The organism is Mycolicibacterium monacense (genome assembly GCF_010731575.1).
In the GTDB taxonomy this organism is placed as follows: Bacteria; Actinomycetota; Actinomycetes; order Mycobacteriales; family Mycobacteriaceae; genus Mycobacterium; species Mycobacterium monacense.
Genome location: NZ_AP022617.1, coordinates 3,262,026 through 3,281,185 on the forward strand (window position 1 = coordinate 3,262,026; position 19,160 = coordinate 3,281,185).

Annotated in this window: 13 protein-coding genes and 1 pseudogene; 6 read left to right on the forward strand and 8 right to left on the reverse strand. The window is 65.9% G+C overall.

Features of this window, described 5'->3' with window-relative positions; genetic code table 11:
- Position 1: 1 nt before the first annotated feature.
- From G6N49_RS15735 to G6N49_RS15765, 7 genes and pseudogenes are all read right to left on the reverse strand, one after another.
- A complete protein-coding gene (locus G6N49_RS15735) occupies positions 2–1,150 on the reverse strand; it encodes an MCE family protein (RefSeq protein WP_083044646.1) in 1,149 nt (382 codons plus the stop codon).
- Positions 1,147–2,421, reverse strand: a complete 1,275-nt coding sequence (locus tag G6N49_RS15740; RefSeq protein ID WP_064876463.1) for an MCE family protein — start codon at positions 2,419–2,421, stop codon at positions 1,147–1,149. The genes G6N49_RS15735 and G6N49_RS15740 overlap by 4 nt, the downstream gene beginning before the upstream one ends.
- Complete coding sequence (locus tag G6N49_RS15745; RefSeq protein WP_064915886.1) at positions 2,421–3,737, reverse strand: MCE family protein; 1,317 nt, start codon at positions 3,735–3,737, stop codon at positions 2,421–2,423. Before G6N49_RS15745 ends, G6N49_RS15740 begins: the two co-directional genes overlap by 1 nt.
- Entirely contained in the window at positions 3,734–4,762 is a 1,029-nt protein-coding gene (locus tag G6N49_RS15750) for an MCE family protein (protein WP_064876372.1), read from the reverse strand. Before G6N49_RS15750 ends, G6N49_RS15745 begins: the two co-directional genes overlap by 4 nt.
- Positions 4,763–4,777: 15 nt before the next feature.
- Complete coding sequence (locus G6N49_RS15755; RefSeq protein WP_083044647.1) at positions 4,778–6,205, reverse strand: MCE family protein; 1,428 nt, start codon at positions 6,203–6,205, stop codon at positions 4,778–4,780.
- Positions 6,206–6,209: 4 nt separating this feature from the next.
- Positions 6,210–7,064, reverse strand: coding sequence for an ABC transporter permease (locus tag G6N49_RS15760; protein WP_083044648.1), 855 nt, complete (start codon positions 7,062–7,064; stop codon positions 6,210–6,212).
- Positions 7,061–7,824, reverse strand: a pseudogene (locus G6N49_RS15765) (MlaE family ABC transporter permease). The gene G6N49_RS15760 and the pseudogene G6N49_RS15765 overlap by 4 nt, the downstream one beginning before the upstream one ends.
- A gap of 875 nt (positions 7,825–8,699) precedes the next feature.
- Between G6N49_RS15765 and G6N49_RS15770 the strand changes: the two are divergent.
- From G6N49_RS15770 to G6N49_RS15795, 6 genes are all read left to right on the forward strand, one after another.
- The gene (locus tag G6N49_RS15770) at positions 8,700–9,923 is read left to right on the forward strand and encodes a cytochrome P450 (RefSeq protein ID WP_064876366.1); all 1,224 of its coding nucleotides are present in this window, start codon (positions 8,700–8,702) and stop codon (positions 9,921–9,923) included.
- Between the two features lie 5 nt (positions 9,924–9,928).
- Positions 9,929–10,930 (forward strand): PDR/VanB family oxidoreductase, encoded by a 1,002-nt coding sequence (locus G6N49_RS15775; protein WP_064876364.1) that lies wholly within the window; start codon positions 9,929–9,931, stop codon positions 10,928–10,930.
- A gap of 224 nt (positions 10,931–11,154) precedes the next feature.
- Complete coding sequence (locus G6N49_RS15780; RefSeq protein ID WP_083044649.1) at positions 11,155–12,204, forward strand: LLM class F420-dependent oxidoreductase; 1,050 nt, start codon at positions 11,155–11,157, stop codon at positions 12,202–12,204.
- A complete protein-coding gene (locus tag G6N49_RS15785; RefSeq protein WP_083044650.1) occupies positions 12,204–14,132 on the forward strand; it encodes a flavin-containing monooxygenase in 1,929 nt (642 codons plus the stop codon). Before G6N49_RS15780 ends, G6N49_RS15785 begins: the two co-directional genes overlap by 1 nt.
- Positions 14,125–15,336 (forward strand): acetyl-CoA C-acetyltransferase, encoded by a 1,212-nt coding sequence (locus G6N49_RS15790; RefSeq protein ID WP_011558924.1) that lies wholly within the window; start codon positions 14,125–14,127, stop codon positions 15,334–15,336. Before G6N49_RS15785 ends, G6N49_RS15790 begins: the two co-directional genes overlap by 8 nt.
- Before the next feature lie 12 nt (positions 15,337–15,348).
- Positions 15,349–17,499 carry a 3-hydroxyacyl-CoA dehydrogenase NAD-binding domain-containing protein gene (locus G6N49_RS15795; RefSeq protein WP_083044651.1) on the forward strand — a complete coding sequence of 717 codons (2,151 nt, stop codon included), beginning with the start codon at positions 15,349–15,351 and terminating at the stop codon, positions 17,497–17,499.
- A gap of 55 nt (positions 17,500–17,554) precedes the next feature.
- On the opposite strand, the gene G6N49_RS15800 is transcribed toward G6N49_RS15795, so the two are convergent.
- Entirely contained in the window at positions 17,555–19,102 is a 1,548-nt protein-coding gene (locus tag G6N49_RS15800) for an acyl-CoA synthetase (RefSeq protein ID WP_083044652.1), read from the reverse strand.
- Positions 19,103–19,160: the final 58 nt, after the last annotated feature.

Sequence of the window (19,160 nt, forward strand, 5' to 3'; positions counted from 1 at the left end):
GTCACGGCCCCTGATTCACCTGGTACGGCGCGACGAGTGGGTTGCGCGCGGTGTACGGACTGGGGAGCTGTCCTATCGTGCGGCCCCATTGCATCTCCAGCTCGGTGAGATCGCCTTCGAAGCGCGTGCCGTTGAGCAACCCGTCACCCAACCTGCTCAACGTGAGGTCGAAGATCACGTCGGTGTTGAGGTAGTCCCCGCGCACGATCTTGTCGATGTTCTCCTTCGGCCACGGCAGCGTGGACAGCAGGCTCAGCGACCGCGTCATATCCGGTCCCGCGTCGGCCAACGACTTCAGTACCGGTCCGACCGCTTGGAGTTCGGCGACGAGGTTCTGCTTGGTCTGGTTGACCGCGTCGGTGGTCAGCGCGCTGAACTTACCGAAACCGTCCACCGCGCCGGTCACGTTCTCCCGCTGTTCGCTGAGTACTCGGAGCGCATCGGGAATGGTCCGCATCGCGTTGTCCAGGACGGGCTTCTGCTCGGCCAACTGACTCACGAGACCGTTGAAGCTCTCGGTCGCGGCGACGATGTCACCGGTCTGGGTGTTGAGCCGTCCGACGAACTGGTCCAGTTGCTCGATGAGGCTGCGGAGGTCACTTTCACGGCCGGCGAATGCGGTTGCGAAAGCCGCCGTGATGTCCTGGAGCTGGCCGACTCCGCCACAGTTGAGCAACAGCGACAAGGCCGCCAATGTCTGGTCGGTGGTCGGGTAGGACGCCCCAGCCGCCAGCGGAATCAACGAGCCCGCACCGAGCTTCCCCCGCGCCGGCGCGTCGATTGGCGGATTCAACTCGACATGCAATGAGCCGAGCAGGCTCGTCTGGCCCACGGTGGCAGTCGTGTTGGCGGGCAACTCGACATCGCCGTTGAGCCGCATGGTGATCAGCGCATGCCAGCCCTGCCGTTCGATCTTGGTGACGGTGCCGACGTTGACGTCTCCCACGCGCACTCGTGAGTTCGGTTCGATGGTCCCGACGTCGGGGAGTTGCGCCTGCACCACGTAGGACCGGGCATCGCCACCCTGGGTGCCTGGCATCGGCAGCGAGTTCAACCCGCGCCACTGACACCCGGTCAGAAGAGCGACGGCGACGGCCAGTACCAGGCTGAAACCCCGGTAGCACAATGCCTTTCGACCTGCCGTCCTCATGATCCCCCTCCGGCGGGCACCATCAGGCCCGGAAGCCCGGCGGACGGATCGGTGGCCACAGGCTCCTCAGCGGCGGCAGGTTCGGTAGGCGCCGCTGGCGGAACGAAGTCGGGCCGCAATCGGTCCTCACTGTAGGTGATCTCGTTCGGACGGGCCTGCTGCCCGACGAACAGGTTCTCCCCCAGCGGGGGGAAGTTCATCTGCCGGTTCTTGACGATGGGAGCCAGGTACTGAGCGCACAGCTTCGACGAATACACGGCGTTGACCCGTGACGCGGCCTCGATGGAACCGCAGATGAATTGGATCGGGTCGGCGAGGTTGTTCACGGCGAGCATGCCGGTGAGCGCGGCCTGGGACGGTTGGTAGACGTTCGCGAAGTTCTGTGCCGCATTGGGGAAGGCGTGCAACGCTTGCTTGATGTCGTCGAGACCGCCGTTGACCGCGGTGGTGATGGACGCCAGCCTGTCGGTGGCGATTCCCGCTGCTTCGCGGTTGTCCCGGAGGAACTGCGTGGCTTGCGCCACCACGGCGTTGAGATCGTTGATGGCGGTCCCCACGGCGTCTGGATCGTCGGCCAGCAACCCCGTGACCGTGGCCAGGTTGCGGTTGAGTTGGCCGAGCAGTTCGGAACTGTCCTCAAGGGCGGACACCACCACGGAGAGATTCTTCAGGGTCGAAAAGGTGTCACCGCTGTGGTCACCCAGCGCGGACAGTGCCTTGGCCATGGCGGTGACGGTCTCGCGGATGTTGGCCCCCTGACCGCGGAGATTGTCCGCGGCGGTGTTGACGAACTGTCCGAGGGTGCTGACCCCGCCGGGCTGCGTGGGTTGCAGTGCATTGGTGAGCTTCTCCAATTGCGTTCGCAGATCGTCCCATTCGAGCGGAACAGCGGTACGGTCCTCGGGAATGACCGCCCCGTCGGCCATCGCCGGACCCGACGAGTAGGCCGGCGTCAGCTGAACGGCCCGCGCTGTGACCAACTGGGGCGACACGATGACGGCTTTCGCATCCGCGGGCACCTGGTACTTGTCGTCGACCCAGAACGTGATCTTGACCCGCTCCGGTTGCGGTTCGATCGTCTCCACGGCACCCACCGGCACGCCGAGGATACGCACTTCATCCCCGGTGAACAGACCGTTGCTGTTGTCGAAGTACGCGGTGATGGTGGTTCTGCCCGCCTGGTCCATCGAACGCAACGCGACCACACCACCGGCGAGCGCCACGAGCACGAGTGCAATCGCCAGACCGATCCGCAGAGTGCGATTACGCATCACTGCCCTCCGTTCACGGGTTCGGGCGCGGCCGTGGGTTCGCCTGGAGCCGGCTCGAACACCGGCGACGGGGTCGGTTGAGCCGTGGGCTGTTGACCTGTCGGCCACGGGGCTGGCGGTCCAGGTGGCGGCCCGCCAGGAGGCGGTGCGGGCAGCGGTTCCCGGTAGGGGTAGCGCGGATCGCCCGGGTTACCGGTGATCGCATCGGGAAGGGTGAGACGTGGTTCGCCCCCCTGGCCGGTGCGCGGGAACGGAACGGGCAGCGCCGGTGTCGCAGGCTGCCCGGTCTGCGGATCGGACAGTTGCGACGGGGGCAGCACATTCGGGTCGAGACCGAGGTCGGAGAAGGCCGCGTCGATGAAGGGCTGGACCAGCTGGCCGGGCAGATTCGCCAGGTACGCCTTGAAGAACGGACCGGAGCCGACCGTCTCCCCCAGCCCCATCGTGTACTGGTTGAGGTACTTGATCGCCAACATGATGCGTTCCTTGCGGTTGTCGACGATCGTCAGAACACCGTTCAGTTTGTCCAGCGCGGGACGCATCTGCTCTCGGTTCTCGTCGATGAAGGCACCGAGCTGGGTCGCGAATGCGGAGAGGTTGCGGGAGATCTGCTCCAGCGCGGTGCTCTGCTCTCGCAGTGCCGCCAGCAGGGCATTGCTGTCCGCGACCAGCTTGGCGACCTCGTCGGCGCGCTGGGACAGCACCCCCGTGGCTTTACTGGCGTTGCTCAACAGGTTTCGCAGCTCGGCGTCGCGTTCGCCGAGAGTCTGAGAGAACCTGCCGACGCCCTCGACCGCCGCCCGGAGGTCGGGCGGCGTGTTCTGGAAGGTGTCGGCCAGTGTCGCCAGAGCGGCGGAGACCGTGTCGGTGTTCAGGCCGCTGATGGTCGTCGACAGGTCGCCCAGCGCATCGGGGAGCTGGTAGGGCGACCGCGTCCGCTCCAGGGGGATGGTCGCGTTGAGGTCGCCGTCTCCGCGCGGCGTGACCTCGAGGACCTTGGAACCGAGCAGGCTCTTCGTCCTGATGTGCGCTTCGGTCAGCTCACCGAGATGCACGTTCTCGTCGACGTCGAAGTCGACCAGCACCCGGGTGCCGTCGAGTTCGACCGCTGACACCTGGCCCACGCGAAAACCGGCGACCTGCACGGGCGCCCCGGCCTGCAGACCACCGGCTTCCGCGAAGTATGCCGAGTAGTCGTTGTCGGACGTGCTGAACGGCAGTTTGTCGTACTGCAGCGCGATCACCGCGATACCGGCCGTCACCGTGATGCCCGCCAGGCCGATGACGAACGGATTGCGTTCGGCGAAGGGTTTCATTTCGGTGCGCACCGTCCTGTGGTCTGTTCGGCGATTTTGACGTAGACCGGTTGTCCGCCTTTACCGTTGACCTTGAGGGACAGCGAGCACAGGTACTCGGGAATGAAGTCGCCGCGGCTGCCGAGCCGGGCCAGCTTCTTGTACGCATCCGGCAGTGTATTGAGCAGATCGTCGAAGTACTCATGGTCGGCGAGCACCAAAGACGTCACCCGATCTGATTGCGCGACCGCCTCTTTGAAGGGCTGTCGGGCCTGGGTCAGCAGATCCGCGACCGTCGCAGAGGCGGCGTTGGTGTAGGCGACCGCATTCGTGACGTCGGTCTTTCTCGCCTCGAGTGCCGCGACCAACTGCGACAGCGAGTCGACCGCCTTGCCGAACTGGTCGGTTCGGCCGCCGAAGGTGTCCAGAACTGCATTGAGGTTGCCGATCACCTGTCCGATGAGCTCGTCACGGTCGGCCAGCGTGTTGGTGACCAGCGACGCCTGCCTCAGGAACGAACCGATGGTGACGCCTTCGCCCTGAAACGCCTGGATCAGGGCGCTCGACAGGGTGTTGACCTGTTCGGGGTCCAAAGCCCGGAACAGTGGACGGAATCCACCGAGCAGCGTGTCCAGATCGAGAGCCGGTTCAGTGCGCGCGACCGGAATAGCGACATCGGTGGTGAGCCGTTTCGCCGACCCGGGCCCGTCCAGAAGCGCCATGTATCGGTCGCCGATCGGGTTGGCCCACCGGATCTGCGCCTTGGTGGCCTCGGTGAGCACCACCCCGGGTTCGGCGGAGAACTCGACGACTGCCAGGGAGGCACGGGTGACCGAGATCCTCTTCACCTGACCGACTTCGACGCCCGCGATGCGGACGAAGTCGTTCACCTCGAGGCCGCTGACATCGGTGAACTCAGCCCGGTAGAGCTCTTCACCAGAGAATCGCAGGTTCGAGAACACCGCCAGCAACCCGAACGCCGCGACGACGCAGACCACGACGAAGACGGTCAGGTTGACGATCACGCGCCGCAAGTTACTTCTCACTACCGGTCCTCGTACTCATGGTGACGGCGCCGTCTGCGTGGTCGGATCCGAGTCCGACGGGGGCACAGGAGCTTCAGCGGGTAGCGGCCCGCTCGGTGCCGGCGCGGGAGCGGGAGCAGGCGCGGGCGGCACACCGGGCCACAGGGGGGTTCCACCCGGCCCGTACAGCGGTGCGCCGTAGGGCGCCCCGCCCGGGTAGGCCGGTGCCGGCCCCGGCGCAAGACCGCCGGGATGGCGAACCCGCGGGGGTTCGGGCACCGCCTTGGTGACGGGGAAGTAGTTGGCCCAGCCCGGGAACCCGATCCCCGGGTTCGGCCTGATGTCCAGCCCGGTGCCGAAGCCCGTGTCGGTGACCAGGTAGCGAACCGGGAAGTTCTTGCTCACGTCGGGCAGCGAGCCGCAACTCGGCTTACCTCCCGGGCCGCCCTTGGCGGCCACCACCGGCAGGTTCTGCGGATAGCGATACGGATCGTCGCCGAGGAGCAGCCCGACGTCCTGCACCACCGAACGGCCGTTTCCGCCGATGCTCTCGTAGGCCCCGTTGTCGAGTGCGAACTTCGCACCCTGCAGCAGGCAGGTGTAGATGGGGTCGTATTTGAGCAGCAGACTGGTCGTCGGCTCGAGGATGTTGATGCCGTTGACGAGATTGTCCCGGTTGGGTGCGATCAGTTCGATCCCGCTGTTGGTGAACCCGATCGAGCTCAACAACAGCGCGTCGAGATCCTTCGCGTGGCCGGTGACCGTACCGCTGGTCACGCTCGCCGCGTCCAGCGTGGCGAGGATGTCCTGTGCGGCGGAGCTGTAGGCGTCACTGAACTTCCTGAACGACACCCAGTTCGCGCCGACCTCGTCCATCCTCGGATTGACCGCGAGCAGAACCTGATTCGCATCCGTGGTGGCTTGACCCATGCGCTCGCCCTGGCCGCGCACACCGTCGGCAACCGCGGTGAGCACGGCGCTCAACTTGGACACGTCGATCTGTTCCAACAACCCGACGAGGTTGTCGAACACGGTGTTCACCTCGGTCGAGACGTTGCGTGACTTCAGCACCGCCCCGGCGTTGAGGCGTTGCGGGCTCGGATGATCCGGGTAGATGAGGTCGACGTACTTCGCGCCGAATGCTGTGGTGGAGGAGATCTCGGCCTCGACGTTGGCGGGGATGCGGCTGATCTGATCGGGGAAGAGTTCCAGTTTCAGACCGACGGTGCGGCCGCCGCCCGCGATGCCGGCCACCCGGCCGACCTCCACTCCCCGCATCTTGACCTTCGCGCCAGACTCCATCACGAGTCCGGACCGGTCCGAGGTCAACATGACCGGGACGTCTCGGCGGAAAGCGCCGGCGAAGGTCAGCGAACACACCACGACCAGGCCGATGACCGTGCCGAACAGTGCCGCGGTCCACCACAGGGGGTGGACGCGGTGGCGAACACTCAGGGTTTCCATCGGCTCAACCGGCCAGGTGGAAGTTGCCCGACTGGCCATAGATGGCCAGCGAGAGGAACAGGACGACGAGCACAGCGGCGATCAGTGAGGTGCGCACGGCGCGACCGACCGCCTCCCCGACCCCGGCGGGGCCGCCCGTGGCGGTGAAGCCGTAGTACGTGTGAACCAGCATGATGACGATCGCCATCGCGATGGCCTGCAAGAACGACCAGATGATGTCGGTGGAGTTGAGGAAAGTGGTGAAGTAGTGGTCGTACACGCCCGAGGACTGACCGTAGATCGCGATCGTGCCGAAACGCGCTGCCCAGAAGGCAGATAGGACCGCGACACAGTACAGCGGTATCACCACGATCACGCCCGCCAGCACTCGGCTGGACGCGAGGTAGGCCACCGAGCGCACCCCCATGACCTCGAGCGCGTCGATCTCCTCGTTGATGCGCATGGCGCCGAGTTGTGCCGTCGCGCCCGCACCGATGGTCGCTGCCAGGCCGATCCCTGCGATGACCGGTCCGATCAGCCGCACGTTGAAGTACGCCGACGCGAAACCGGTGAGCGCCTCGACGCCGACGTCGGCGAATTGGTTGTACCCCTGCACGGCCACCAGCGCACCGGTGGACAGCGTGAGGAACCCGACGATGACGACCGTCCCGCCGACCACCGCCAACGCCCCGACGCCCAGGCTCATCTGGGCTACCAGCCGGAACAACTCGACCTTGTAATGGATTACGACGTCCTTGGTCGAACCCAGTGTCTGGAAGTAGAACTGCGCCTGTGTGCCGATCCGGCTGAGGCCGTCCACCCAGCCCGCGACCCTGCGCTGCACTCGGGGCCGGAACCTGCTCGGCGAACCGGCGGTCACAGGGTCGCCTTGATCCCGACGGCGGACGCGATGATGTTGATCGCGAACAGCGCGACGAAGGTGAAGACGACCGTTTCGTTGACCGCGTTACCCACACCCGCGGGGCCGCCACCCACGGAGATGCCTTTGTAACAGGCGATCAGACCGGCCGCGAGGCCGAAGAGCGCCGCCTTGATCAACGAGATCACGACGTCGGCGGCACTGGTGATCACGGTCAACCCGCTGATGAACGCGCCGGGCGTCACATGTTGCACGAAGACCGAGAAGGCGAATCCTCCGACCAGGCCGACGAGAATCACCACCGAGGACAACAGTGTCGCCACCACCGTCGCCGCCAACACTCGTGGCACCACCAACGTCTGGATCGGATCGACGCCCATCACCCTCAACGCGTCGAGTTCGTCACGGATGGTCCGCGCACCGAGATCAGCGCACATCGCGGTGGCGCCCGCCCCGCCACGACCAACACGGTCACCACCGGTCCGATCTGCGTCACCGTTCCGTAGGCGGCTCCGGTGCCTGCGAAATCCGCCGCCCCGAATTCGAGCAGCAGGATGTTGAAGGTGAAGATCAGCAGGACGGTGAAGGGGATCGCGAGCATCAGCGTGGGCACCAACGACACTCGTGCGACGAACCACGACTGCTCCAGGAACTCACGCCACGCGAACGGCCTGCGCGGGATGGTGACCAACGTGTCCAACGCCATCGCGAAGAACCCCCCGAGAGCGCGAATCGGCTTGGCGGCCTTGGCCGATGACATCGACTCTATGGCCGCCATCCCCTTGCCGGCACGAGATTCAGTGGTGGTCATGTCGTCCTCGGTCTTGTCGCGCGCACTCGGGCCCCGGCCAGCCGGCTAGTGAAGGGCAGTTCTGTGCGCGTTCGGTCAACCTGCAACCTTCCTGGGCTCATGAACGATGCCGTCACGATCGGTATCGAAGGTGGCGTCCATCACACATGTGATCGGCGATAGCATCGCATATGGCCGTTTCGGCCGTCAAGGAGCATGCGGGTGGACCAGCGGCGCGCTCCCGCGCACCTTGCCTGTACGGGAGGGCATTCAGGCCGCTGTACAGTGTTTTCGCGTCGGCGAAAGCATTGCCAATCTCACAATCCGACGAGATGGGGCGAGCTGGTTCATGGCGGTCGTTGTGAATTTTGCTTCTAGCTTTGGTCCGCCAGCACGGGGCTTCTGCAGCGTGACACGGCCCGAACCTCTCGCGCTCACAGCCCGGCGGGGGTTAGGACCGCTTGCGTTTGTCGCCACGGCCGCTGCGCCCAAAGGCTGACATGCGGGCCTATCCCAGCCCCCGCGCCGGGACGAGGCGACCGACACCCCCTTCCGCACGCTCACCGCGCGCCCACAATCAGAATCTGTATTCACCTTGCAAGAATGCTTCTCCGGCGCACGCGTCACCGCGCGTCGCCTCACAGCTATCCAATGACTGAATGTATTACCAGTTCACACCATATACTTCGACTCCCAGCAATCATGCACGAGGCGAGGGCAGCGCCCTTGGACTCCCCCTCCTTGACGGTCGTTGAGCTTGTATGTGATGCTATGACGAGTCACTGATGTGACTGAGATCATCCGATTCCGGACCGTGTGACGCGACATCCCAGGAGGCCTCCCGAATGACGACCAGCGAGCAGACGGCGAATGTCGATTCCGGTGCCCAGGACGCGAATTCGCAAGAGCTACCGGTGTTCCCGTTCAAACGGCAGTGCCCCTTCGCGCCCGCGGATGACTACGCCGACGGTGGCTCCATCCGCAAGGTGTCGTTCAAGAGCCTCGTGCCGGCTTGGCTGGTGACCGACTACAGCGACGTCAAGGCCGTGCTCGCCGACCGGCGCTCCAGCGTCCGGAACATCCCCGACCCATCCCGGGGCGACGAGGGCGGCGAGCCACTGCCCGGCTTCTTCGTCGCGATGGATCCGCCGGACCAGACCCGGCTGCGCAAGATGCTCTCCCGCGAATTCACCCCGCGCCGCATGGAAGCCATGCGGCCCGCGGTGGAGCGGATCACGAACAAGCTGATCGATCAGATTCTCGAGCAGGACGGGCCGGTCGACCTGGTCCAGGCCCTGGCGCTCCCGTTGCCGTCATTGGTGATCTGCGAATTGTTGGGCATCCCCTACGACCGGCACGACTGGTTCCAGGAAGAGACCGTGAAGTTCCTGCGCCTCGATACCTCACCGGAAGAGGCGGCCCAGACGGTCGCTTCGGTCATGGGGTATCTCGGAGAACTCACCGTCTCCAAGATGGATGATCCCGGCGACGATCTGATCAGCTTGCTGCTCAACCACGTTCGCAGCGGCGACCCGACCATCCCCGAAGTGGCCGGCATGGCCGCGTTCCTGCTGATGGCCGGGCACGAGACGACCGGCAACATGATCTCATTGGGCGTGTACGCCCTCCTGGAGCATCCCGATCAACTCGAACTGCTGCGCCAGGACCCGTCCCGGGTGCCGGCTGCGGTGGAGGAACTGCTGCGCTTCCTCGACATCATCGGAAATCTGCCGCGCTACCTGACCGAAGACATCGAACTCGCGGGTCAGACCATCCCGGCCGGCGACATCGTCATGGTGGCCATGGACAAGGCCAACCGCGACCCCAAACAATTCGAGGATCCGGACACGCTGAATATCCTGCGCACGGACGCCAAAGGCCACGTCGCCTTCGGGCACGGCATCCACGTGTGCCTCGGCGCGCCGCTCGCCCGGGTGGAACTGCAGTCGGTGATCAGCACGCTGTTCAGCCGGATTCCGACACTCAAGGTGGCAGTCCCCTCCGACGAGATCCAGGTGAAGACCGAAGCCAAGATCTTCGGGCTGAAGTCGCTGCCCGTCACCTGGTAGACCGCATGACCAACGTTGACTGCCGGGAACAGGCAAGCACCGTGCGTCTGGTCATGCGGGAGTACGAGGCCGACGTCGTCGTCGCCGGCAAGGATGTCATCGCCGACGGCATCGCCGCACTGACCTTGAAAGAGGTTGGGGGCCATCCGCTCCCGGAGTGGACACCCGGATCACACATCGACCTCATCATGTCCTCCGGCCTGGTACGCCAGTACTCGCTGTGCGGTGACCCCGCCGACCGGGGCACCTGGCGCATCGCAGTGCTCCGCGAACCCGATGAGCGTTCCCGCGGCGGCTCGGTCTACGTGCACGACAGCCTTGAACATGGCGCCGAGATCCGTATTCGCGGTCCTCGCAACCATTTCCAGCTCGCGCCGTCACCGAATTACCTGTTCATCGCCGGCGGCATCGGTATCACGCCGATCCGGGCGATGCTGGCCGAGGCCGAGGCGGCGGGCGCGAACTGGAAGCTGTTCTACGGCGGCCGCAGCACCGAATCCATGGCCTTCCTCGACGAACTGGCCCCATACGGTGACCGGGTCGAGTTCTGGCCGCAGGATCAGCGTGGGCTGCTGGACCTGGAGTACATCCTGGGCGCCCCGCAGGCTGACACCTTGGTGTACTGCTGCGGCCCGCAGGGTCTGCTCACCGCAGTCGAAGAACGCTGCACGTCCTGGCCTGCCGGCGCGCTGCGGCTGGAACGCTTCAGCTCCAGCACTGTCGAGACCGAGTGGGTCAACACCCCGATCGAGGTCGAACTGGCCCAGCAGGGTGTGACGTTGACCGTGCCCGCGGACCAGAGCGTGCTCGAGGCGATCGTGGCGCACGGTGTCGACGTGATGTCCTCATGCCAGTCCGGCATGTGCGGAACCTGCGAAACACCGGTTCTCAGTGGTGTTCCCGAACATCGGGACGACGTCCTGACCTACGAGGAGCGAGAGCGCAACGACTGCATGATGATCTGCGTGTCGCGCAGCCGCGGCGACAAGCTCGTCCTCGACATCTGATCTGTCCCCACCGACGCCGGCAGACCCCTCCCCCGGGGCTGTCGGCGTCGCCCTTTCTGCACCTCGCCAAGTTGCGCGTCTCACAGAATCAAGACTAACAAACGTGGCGTACTTAGCTGTATATTCCTTATCAAGCATTGACTCGAAGTGAAGTAGAGCCTCACAGGCGGGCATCACGCCGCGACCGTTTACCAGTCGCGTCCGGGCTCGGAAAGGGATCGCAGATGCGGATCGGAACCGTCCTGGACTTCGGGCGACCGATGTCCGACGTGGGCGACGAGATCGCCGCCTGGGAAGCGGCCGGGCTCTCCTCGGTCACTCTCGGGGAGGCGTATTCCTTCGACGCCCCAACCCAACTCGCGTACCTGGCGGCCAGGACGAAGTCCCTCGAGCTGGCGACGGGTGTACTTCCACTCGACACCCGCACGCCGACACTCATCGCGACGACGGCAGCCGGACTGGACTATGTGTCGGCCGGCCGTGCCCGCCTGGGTCTGGGACCGTCGGGACCACAGGTCGTCGAGGGCTTCCACGGCATTCTGTTCGCGGACACGCTCGGAAAGACCCGGGAGACCATCGAGATCTGCCGGTCGGTCTGGCGCCGGGAGACGCTCGTCCACGAGGGTCGGCACTACCGGGTCCCGCTGGACCCCAGCCGAGGAACCGGGCTCGGCAAGCCGCTGAAACTCATCAACCACCCTGTACGCGAACGAATTCCGATCTCGATCGCATCACTCGGACCCCGGATGGTCGAACTCACCGCGGAACTGGCCGACGCGTGGGAACCGATCTTCTTCTACCCCGAGAAGCTCCAGGACGTCTGGGGGGAGGCGCTGGCCAGAGGCACCGCCAAGCGCCAACCGGATCTCGGGCCGCTGGAGATCATCGCGCGTGCTCCTCTCGCGGTCACCGACGGCGATTCGTCGGCGTGGGTCGACGCCGCGAAGCCGCAGTTGGCCCTGTACGTCGGGGGCATGGGTTCGCGGGAGAAGAACTTCTACAACCAGCTCGTCGCGTCGTACGGATTCGCCGAGGAAGCCGCCGTCATCCAGGACCACTTCCTGGCCGGCCGCGCCAAAGAGGCCGCCGCGGCCGTCCCCGACGAACTCGTGCACGCGACCGCCCTCATCGGCGATGCCGACCACATCCGGCAGCGCCTCACCGTGCTGCACGAAGCCGGCGTGACGTTGGTCAATGTCACCCCCATGGCAACCGATCCCAACCAACGCCTCGACGCCGTGAAAACTGTTGTCGCACTGAGCAAGGAAGTATGATGAGTCAACTCCTCGAACCCACCGCCACCATCGACGCGGACGAACTGCGGGACGCGTTGGCCACCGCCAACGTGCCCTGTCTGATCGGCGTCCTCTACCAGCTGACCGGCGATCCGCGGTGGCTGGGCGAGCCCTACCGCATCGCCCCCACCGTCGCCTTCGAGGACCTGGACGACGGCGGGCTCGCGCCCGACACGGTCGCCGAGATCCGCGATGCCGCATACGAAGCCGTCATGAACTGGACGGCAGGAACGCCGATCGCCCACCCCTCCCCCAGCGGTGAGCAACTGACCACGCTGATGTCGGCGGTGATGGGCGAGCCGGTCTCCGATCGGTACACCGCATTGGCGGCAGAACAGCTGGGACTCAACCCGTTCGTCGCCGACGACGTCGCCGATCACTGTGCGCGAACCGGGTTCTCCGTCATCATCGTCGGTGCCGGCTTCTCCGGGCTGGCGGCCGCGGTCCACCTGAAGCGGGCGGGAATCCCGTTCCGGGTGCTCGAGCGCAACGACCATGTCGGCGGAACGTGGTACGAGGCCCGGTATCCCGGTGCCCGGGTGGACGTTCCGAACAACCTGTACTCCTACTCGTTCTTCCACCACGACTGGAGCGAGAACTTCGCGCAGCGCGACGAGATCACGCAGTACATCGACAACGTCGTCGCCCACTTCGAGCTGGCCCCCCACATCGAGACCGAGACCAGCGTCGACAGCGCCGAATGGGACGCCGACGCCAATGAGTGGGTGGTGACGGCGACCTCGGCCAACGGCACCGAGACGCTGCGCGCCTCCGCGGTGATCACCGCGGCCGGGCTGCACAACACACCGAACATCCCGAACTTCCCCGGCCTCGACGAGTTCGGCGGTCAGGTGGTCCATTCGGCCCGCTGGACCCCCGACGCGGACTACCGGGGCAAGAAGGTCGCGGTCGTCGGCGCGGGCGCCAGCGCGATGCAGGTGGTCTGCAAGATCGCCGAGGACGTCGAGCACATGGTCGTCGTCCAACCCGAACCGCACTGGATCACCCCCAACGAGCAGTACTTCCGCAAGCAACCGGCAAGCAGGCACTGGTTGTTCCGCCACGTCCCCTTCTACCGCGCGTGGTTCCGGTTCCGGCTCTACTGGATCTACACCGAGCGCAACTACCCCGCGCTCCGGGTCGACCCCAAGGCCGCCGAGAAGGGCAAGCTGGTCAGCTCGCTCAACGACGCGTACCGGCGGAATTTCATCGCCTACCTGCGCTCCCAGCTCGACGGTCGCGACGACCTCATCGAGAAGTGCACACCCACCTATCCCCCGTTCGGCAAGCGCCTACTGATGGACAACGGCTGGTTCGCCACGCTTCGCCGCCCCAACGTGGAGCTGGTGGCCGAGGGCATCGACCATCTGACCGAGCGCGGCCTGGTGACGGCGTCCGGCGAGGCACACGAGGTCGACATGCTCATCCTGTGCACCGGATTCCAGCAGCAGCGGTACCTGTACCCGATGGAGTTGCGCGGGCGTGACGGTGTCGAGCTGCGCGACTCGTGGAGCGACGACAACGCCCGGGCCTACCTCGGGATGACCGCGCCCGGCTTCCCGAATCTGTTCTTCCTCTACGGCCCCAACACGAACCCGCCGGGCGGAAGCTGGTTGACGATCGCCGAGGCCCAGGTCCGCTACGTCGTGGACATGCTGACCCGGATGGTCCGCGACGACGTCGCCGCCGTCGAATGCCGCCCAGAGCCGTTCGAGGAGTACAACACCGAACTCGACGAGACCAACAACGCCATGGTGTACGCGATGGACGGCGTGCAGAACTACTACCGCAACAGCAAGGGCCGCGTCGTCACCAACTCGCCGTGGGCCGTTCCCGACTACTTTGCCCGCACGTCCCAACCGAATATGGCGGACTACACCATCACCCGAGGAAACACAGATGCCTGAAGAAGCCTTCATCTACGAAGCGATCCGCACGCCGCGCGGTAAGCAGCGCGGTGGCGCTCTGCACGAGGTCAAGCCGATCAGTCTGGTTGTCGGTCTGGTTGACGAGATCCGCTCGCGATTCCCCGATTTGGATGAGTCCCTGATCTCCGACCTGATCCTGGGTGTGGTGTCCCCACTGGGCGATCAGGGCGCTGTGCTTGCCCGCACCGCGGTGCTGGCGGCCAAGTTGCCCGATACCACCGGCGGCGTGCAGCTCAACCGGTTCTGCGGATCGGGCCTGGAGGCCGTGAACACCGCCGCGCAGAAGGTGCGCTCGGGCTGGGACGACCTGGTGCTGGCCGGTGGCGTGGAGTCGATGAGCCGCGTGCCGATGGGCTCCGACGGCGGCGCCTGGGCCAACGACCCGGAGACCAACTACGCGGTGTCCTTTGTCCCGCAGGGCATCGGCGCCGACCTGATCGCCACCATGGAGGGCTTCTCGCGCGAGGATGTCGACGCCTACGCGGTGCGCAGCCAGCAGCGTGCCGCGGCAGCATGGTCCGGCGGCTACTTCGCCAAATCGGTTGTGCCGGTCAAGGATCAGAACGGCTTGGTCATCCTGGATCACGACGAGCACATGCGCCCGAACACCACCCTGGAGAGCCTGAGCAAGCTCAAGCCCGCGTTCACCGATATCGGCGCGATGGGCGGCTTCAACGAGGTCGCGCTGCAGAAGTACCACACGGTGGAGAAGATCAACCACGTCCACCACGGTGGTAACAGTTCGGGCATCGTCGACGGCGCCGCCCTGGTGCTGATCGGGAGCGAGAACGCCGGTGTCTCGCAGGGGCTGACGCCGCGGGCGCGCATCGTGGCGACGGCCACCAGCGGCGCCGACGGCACGATCATGCTGACGGGGCCGACCCCGGCCACCCGCAAGGTGCTCGACCGGGCCGGTCTGACCGTCGACGACATCGACCTGTTCGAACTGAACGAGGCCTTCGCCTCGGTGGTGCTCAAGTTCCAGAAGGACCTGGGCATCCCCGACGAGAAATTGAACGTCAACGGTGGCGCCATCGCGATGGGCCACCCCCTGGGCGCCACCGGCGCCATGATCACCGGAACCATGGTCGACGAGCTCGAGCGTCGCGGCGCCAAACGCGCGCTGATCACGCTGTGCATCGGCGGCGGCATGGGCGTGGCCACCATCATCGAGCGCGTCTAGGAGTACGTGAAAATGAGCACAGAGAACACCATTGCGTGGGATGAGGATGCCGACGGCATCGTCACGCTGACACTCGACGACCCGACCGGTTCGGCCAACGTGATGAACGACCATTACCGCGAGTCGATGCACAACGCGGTGAATCGGCTGGAGGCCGAGAAGGATTCGGTCACGGGTGTGGTGCTGGCGAGTGCGAAGAAGACCTTCTTCGCCGGCGGCGACCTCAAGGGCCTGATCAAGCTCGGACCCGACGACGCGGCCGAGGCGTTCGATCTCGCCGAGTCCACCAAGGCCGATCTGCGCCGGCTGGAGACCCTCGGAATCCCGGTGGTCGCCGCGATCAACGGTGCCGCCCTCGGAGGCGGGCTGGAGATCGCGCTGGCCACCCATCACCGCATCGCCGCCGATGTGCGCGGTGTGGTGATCGGCCTGCCCGAGGTCACCCTGGGCCTGCTGCCCGGCGGTGGCGGCGTCGCCCGCACCGTGCGCATGTTCGGTGTGCAGAAGGCCTTCGCCGAGATCCTGTCCACCGGAGCGCGGTTCAGCCCCCCCAAGGCCCTCGACATCGGTCTGGTGGATCAGCTCGTCCAGTCCGTCGACGAGCTCATCCCCGCCGCGAAGAAGTGGATCAAGGAGAACCCCGAGGCCGGCGTGCAACCCTGGGATGCCAAGGGCTACAAGTTGCCCGGTGGCACCCCCGCCTCGCCGGGGCTGGCGGCCATCCTGCCGTCCTTCCCCGCGACGTTGAAGAAACAGCTCAAGGGCGCGCCGGTCCCCGCACCGCGGGCCATCCTGGACGCCGCCGTCGAGGGTGCGCAGGTCGACTTCGACACCGCATCGCGCATCGAGAGCCGCTACTTCGTGAAGCTGGTCACCGGCCAGACCGCGAAGAACATGATCCAGGCGTTCTTCCTCGATCAGCAGTCCATCAGCGGCGGCGCCTCCCGCCCGGAGGGCATCGGCACGACCCCGATCACCAAGATCGGCGTGCTGGGCGCGGGCATGATGGGCGCCGGTATCGCCTACGTGTCGGCCAAGGCCGGCTACGACGTCGTGCTCAAGGACGTCACGATCGAGGCTGCGCAGAAGGGCAAGGCCTACTCGGAGAAGATCGAGGCCAAGGCCGTCAGCCGCGGGCAGACCACCGAAGAGAAGTCCGCCGCGTTGCTTTCCAAGATCACCCCGACCGCCGACGCGGCCGACCTCGCCGGTGTCGACTTCGTCATCGAGGCGGTCTTCGAGGACCAGGAACTCAAGCACAAGGTGTTCGGCGAGATCGAGGACATCGTCGAGCCCAACGCCATCCTCGGCTCCAACACCTCCACGCTGCCGATCACCGGTCTGGCCGCCGGCGTGAAGCGTCAGGAGGACTTCATCGGCATCCACTTCTTCTCCCCCGTGGACAAGATGCCGCTGGTGGAGATCATCAAGGGCGAGAAGACCTCCGACGAGGCGCTGGCCCGCGTGTTCGACTACACGCAGGCGATCAAGAAGACCCCGATCGTGGTCAACGACAGCCGCGGCTTCTTCACGAGCCGCGTGATCCGGACCTTCGTCAACGAGGCCATGGCGATGCTGGGCGAAGGTATCGCCCCCACCACCATCGAGCAGGCCGGCGGCCAGGCGGGCTACCCGGCACCTCCGCTGCAGCTTCTCGATGAGCTGAACCTGGAACTGCTGCAGAAGATCTCGATCGCCTCCGAGGCCGCGGCCAAGGATGAGGGAACCACCTACGTCGCGCACCCGGGTGAACTCGTGGTCGAGAAGATGATCGAACTCGGCCGGCCGTCGCGCCTGAAGGGTGCGGGCTTCTACTCCTACGTCGACGGCAAGCGCGCCGGGTTGTGGCCGGGCCTGAAGGAGACCTTCAACTCGGGCTCGACGGAGATCCCGCTGCAGGACGCCATCGACCGCCTGCTGTTCTCCGAGGCGCTGGAGACCCAGAAGTGCTTCGACGAGGGCGTGCTGAAAACCAGCGCCGACGCCAACGTCGGATCCATCCTGGGCATCGGCTACCCGGCCTGGACCGGTGGTTCCGCGCAGTACATCGTGGGTTACGAGGGCCCTCACGGCATCGGCAAGGCCGCGTTCGTGGCCCGGGCCAAGGAACTGGCCGCCCGCTACGGCGACCGCTTCAATCCACCCGCCTCGCTGGAAAGCTAGCGGACACCGTCAAATGCCCCCGGCGATGCCGGGGGCATTTGCGTTGCTCGCGATCTCAGTTCACCGACCGCGACGCGTCCTTCCAATACCGCTGCCGCAGATCCACTTTCGACACCTTCGCCGCCGCGGTCAGCGGCAGCGAGTCGACGAAATCCACCGTCCGCGGCGCCTTGTACCGCGCAATCAGGCTCCCGCAGTGGTCCCGCAGTTCCTGGGCGGTCGCCGTCATCCCCTCCTGCAGCACGACCACGGCGTGCACGCGTTCACCCCAGTCGGCGTCGGGAACCCCGATCACCGCGCAGGTCGCCACGCTGGCATGCTGCGCCAGGGCGTTCTCCACCTCGGCGGAGTACACGTTCTCCCCGCCGGTGACGATCATGTCCTTGATCCGGTCGACGATGAACAGATACCCATTGTCGTCCAGGTAACCGCCGTCGCCGGTGTGCATCCAGCCGCCGCGCAGCGCCTGCGCGGTCTCCTCGGGCCGGTTCCAGTAGCCGAGCATCACGTGCGGTCCGCGCGCGGCGACTTCGCCTACGGTGCCGCGGGGGACCTCGTTGTCGTCCTCGTCGACGATCTTCACCTCGGCGATCGGCACGGCACGGCCCGCCGATCTCAGCAGCGCCGGATCCAGGTGCTCTTCACCTGTCAGAACCGTTGTGGTCGGCGACAATTCCGTCATGCCGTAGGCCTGCAGCAGTTTGACCTGCGGCAGCAGTCGCATCGCCCGCTCCAGAACCGCCTGCGAGATCGGCGAGGCACCGTAGATCAGATGCTTGAGGCTGGACAGGTCATGCTGGGCCGCCGCCGGCGAATCGACGAACATCTGGATCATGGTCGGGGCCAGGAACATATCGGTAATCTGGTAGCGCTCGACCGCGACGGCGACGGCGTCCGGGGTGAAGCCCGGCAGGATCACATGGGTGCCGCCGACCAGGTTGCGGGCCAACCATCCCGACCCGTCGGCCAGGTGGAACATCGGGGCGCTGTGCAACAGCCGACCGCGCGGCTCCAGGAACTGTCCGGTCGACAGGGCACCCAGCGCGGCCGCCATCAGGTTGGCGTGACTGAGCATGACCCCCTTGGGCGTACCGGTCGTGCCGCCGGTGTAGTAGATCGCCGCCAGCGCATCACCACCGCGACGGGCATCCTCGATCGGGTCGTGCGCGGTGATGATGTCCTCGAAGTCCAGCACGCCCTCGGGCCGTGCCCGATCTCCGACATGGATGTAGGCCTGCACCGTCGGCGCAAGTTCCCGCAGCTCCTCGACCATGTCGAGGAACACATCGTCGACCACCAGCACCAGCGCGCCCGCGTCCTCCAGGGAGAACGCGATCTCGTGGACGCTCCAGCGGGTGTTGACCGGTACCGCGACCCCATCCGCCCACGGCACCGCGAAAAGGAAGTCGTGGTAGGCGTCGCAGTTCTGCGCCAGCAGCGCCACCCGGTCACCGCTGCGCACGCCGAGGCCTTGGAACGCGCTGGCCAACCGCGCCGCCCGGTCCGCAGTCTGGGCCCACGTACGAACACGTTCACCGAACACCGTGGCCGGAAGGTCCGGGGTCTGCTGCACCGCCCGGTGCAATGCCTGCGTCAGGTACATGGTTAGTACTCATTTCAGTCACTGTGTGAAGCACGTAGGCTTCTGGCCTGCAAACTAG

Bases quoted from the DNA above. Each gene is read 5' to 3' on its own strand.
- G6N49_RS15790 (WP_011558924.1), top strand. From the start codon at position 14,125: ATGCCTGAAGAAGCCTTCATCTACGAAGCGATCCGCACGCCGCGCGGT.
- G6N49_RS15755 (WP_083044647.1), bottom strand. From the start codon at position 6,205: ATGGAAACCCTGAGTGTTCGCCACCGCGTCCACCCCCTGTGGTGGACC.
- G6N49_RS15780 (WP_083044649.1), top strand. From the start codon at position 11,155: ATGCGGATCGGAACCGTCCTGGACTTCGGGCGACCGATGTCCGACGTG.
- G6N49_RS15795 (WP_083044651.1), top strand. From the start codon at position 15,349: ATGAGCACAGAGAACACCATTGCGTGGGATGAGGATGCCGACGGCATC.
- G6N49_RS15770 (WP_064876366.1), top strand. From the start codon at position 8,700: ATGACGACCAGCGAGCAGACGGCGAATGTCGATTCCGGTGCCCAGGAC.
- G6N49_RS15800 (WP_083044652.1), bottom strand. From the start codon at position 19,102: ATGTACCTGACGCAGGCATTGCACCGGGCGGTGCAGCAGACCCCGGAC.
- G6N49_RS15735 (WP_083044646.1), bottom strand. From the start codon at position 1,150: ATGAGGACGGCAGGTCGAAAGGCATTGTGCTACCGGGGTTTCAGCCTG.
- G6N49_RS15740 (WP_064876463.1), bottom strand. From the start codon at position 2,421: ATGCGTAATCGCACTCTGCGGATCGGTCTGGCGATTGCACTCGTGCTC.
- G6N49_RS15745 (WP_064915886.1), bottom strand. From the start codon at position 3,737: ATGAAACCCTTCGCCGAACGCAATCCGTTCGTCATCGGCCTGGCGGGC.
- G6N49_RS15775 (WP_064876364.1), top strand. From the start codon at position 9,929: ATGACCAACGTTGACTGCCGGGAACAGGCAAGCACCGTGCGTCTGGTC.
- G6N49_RS15785 (WP_083044650.1), top strand. From the start codon at position 12,204: ATGAGTCAACTCCTCGAACCCACCGCCACCATCGACGCGGACGAACTG.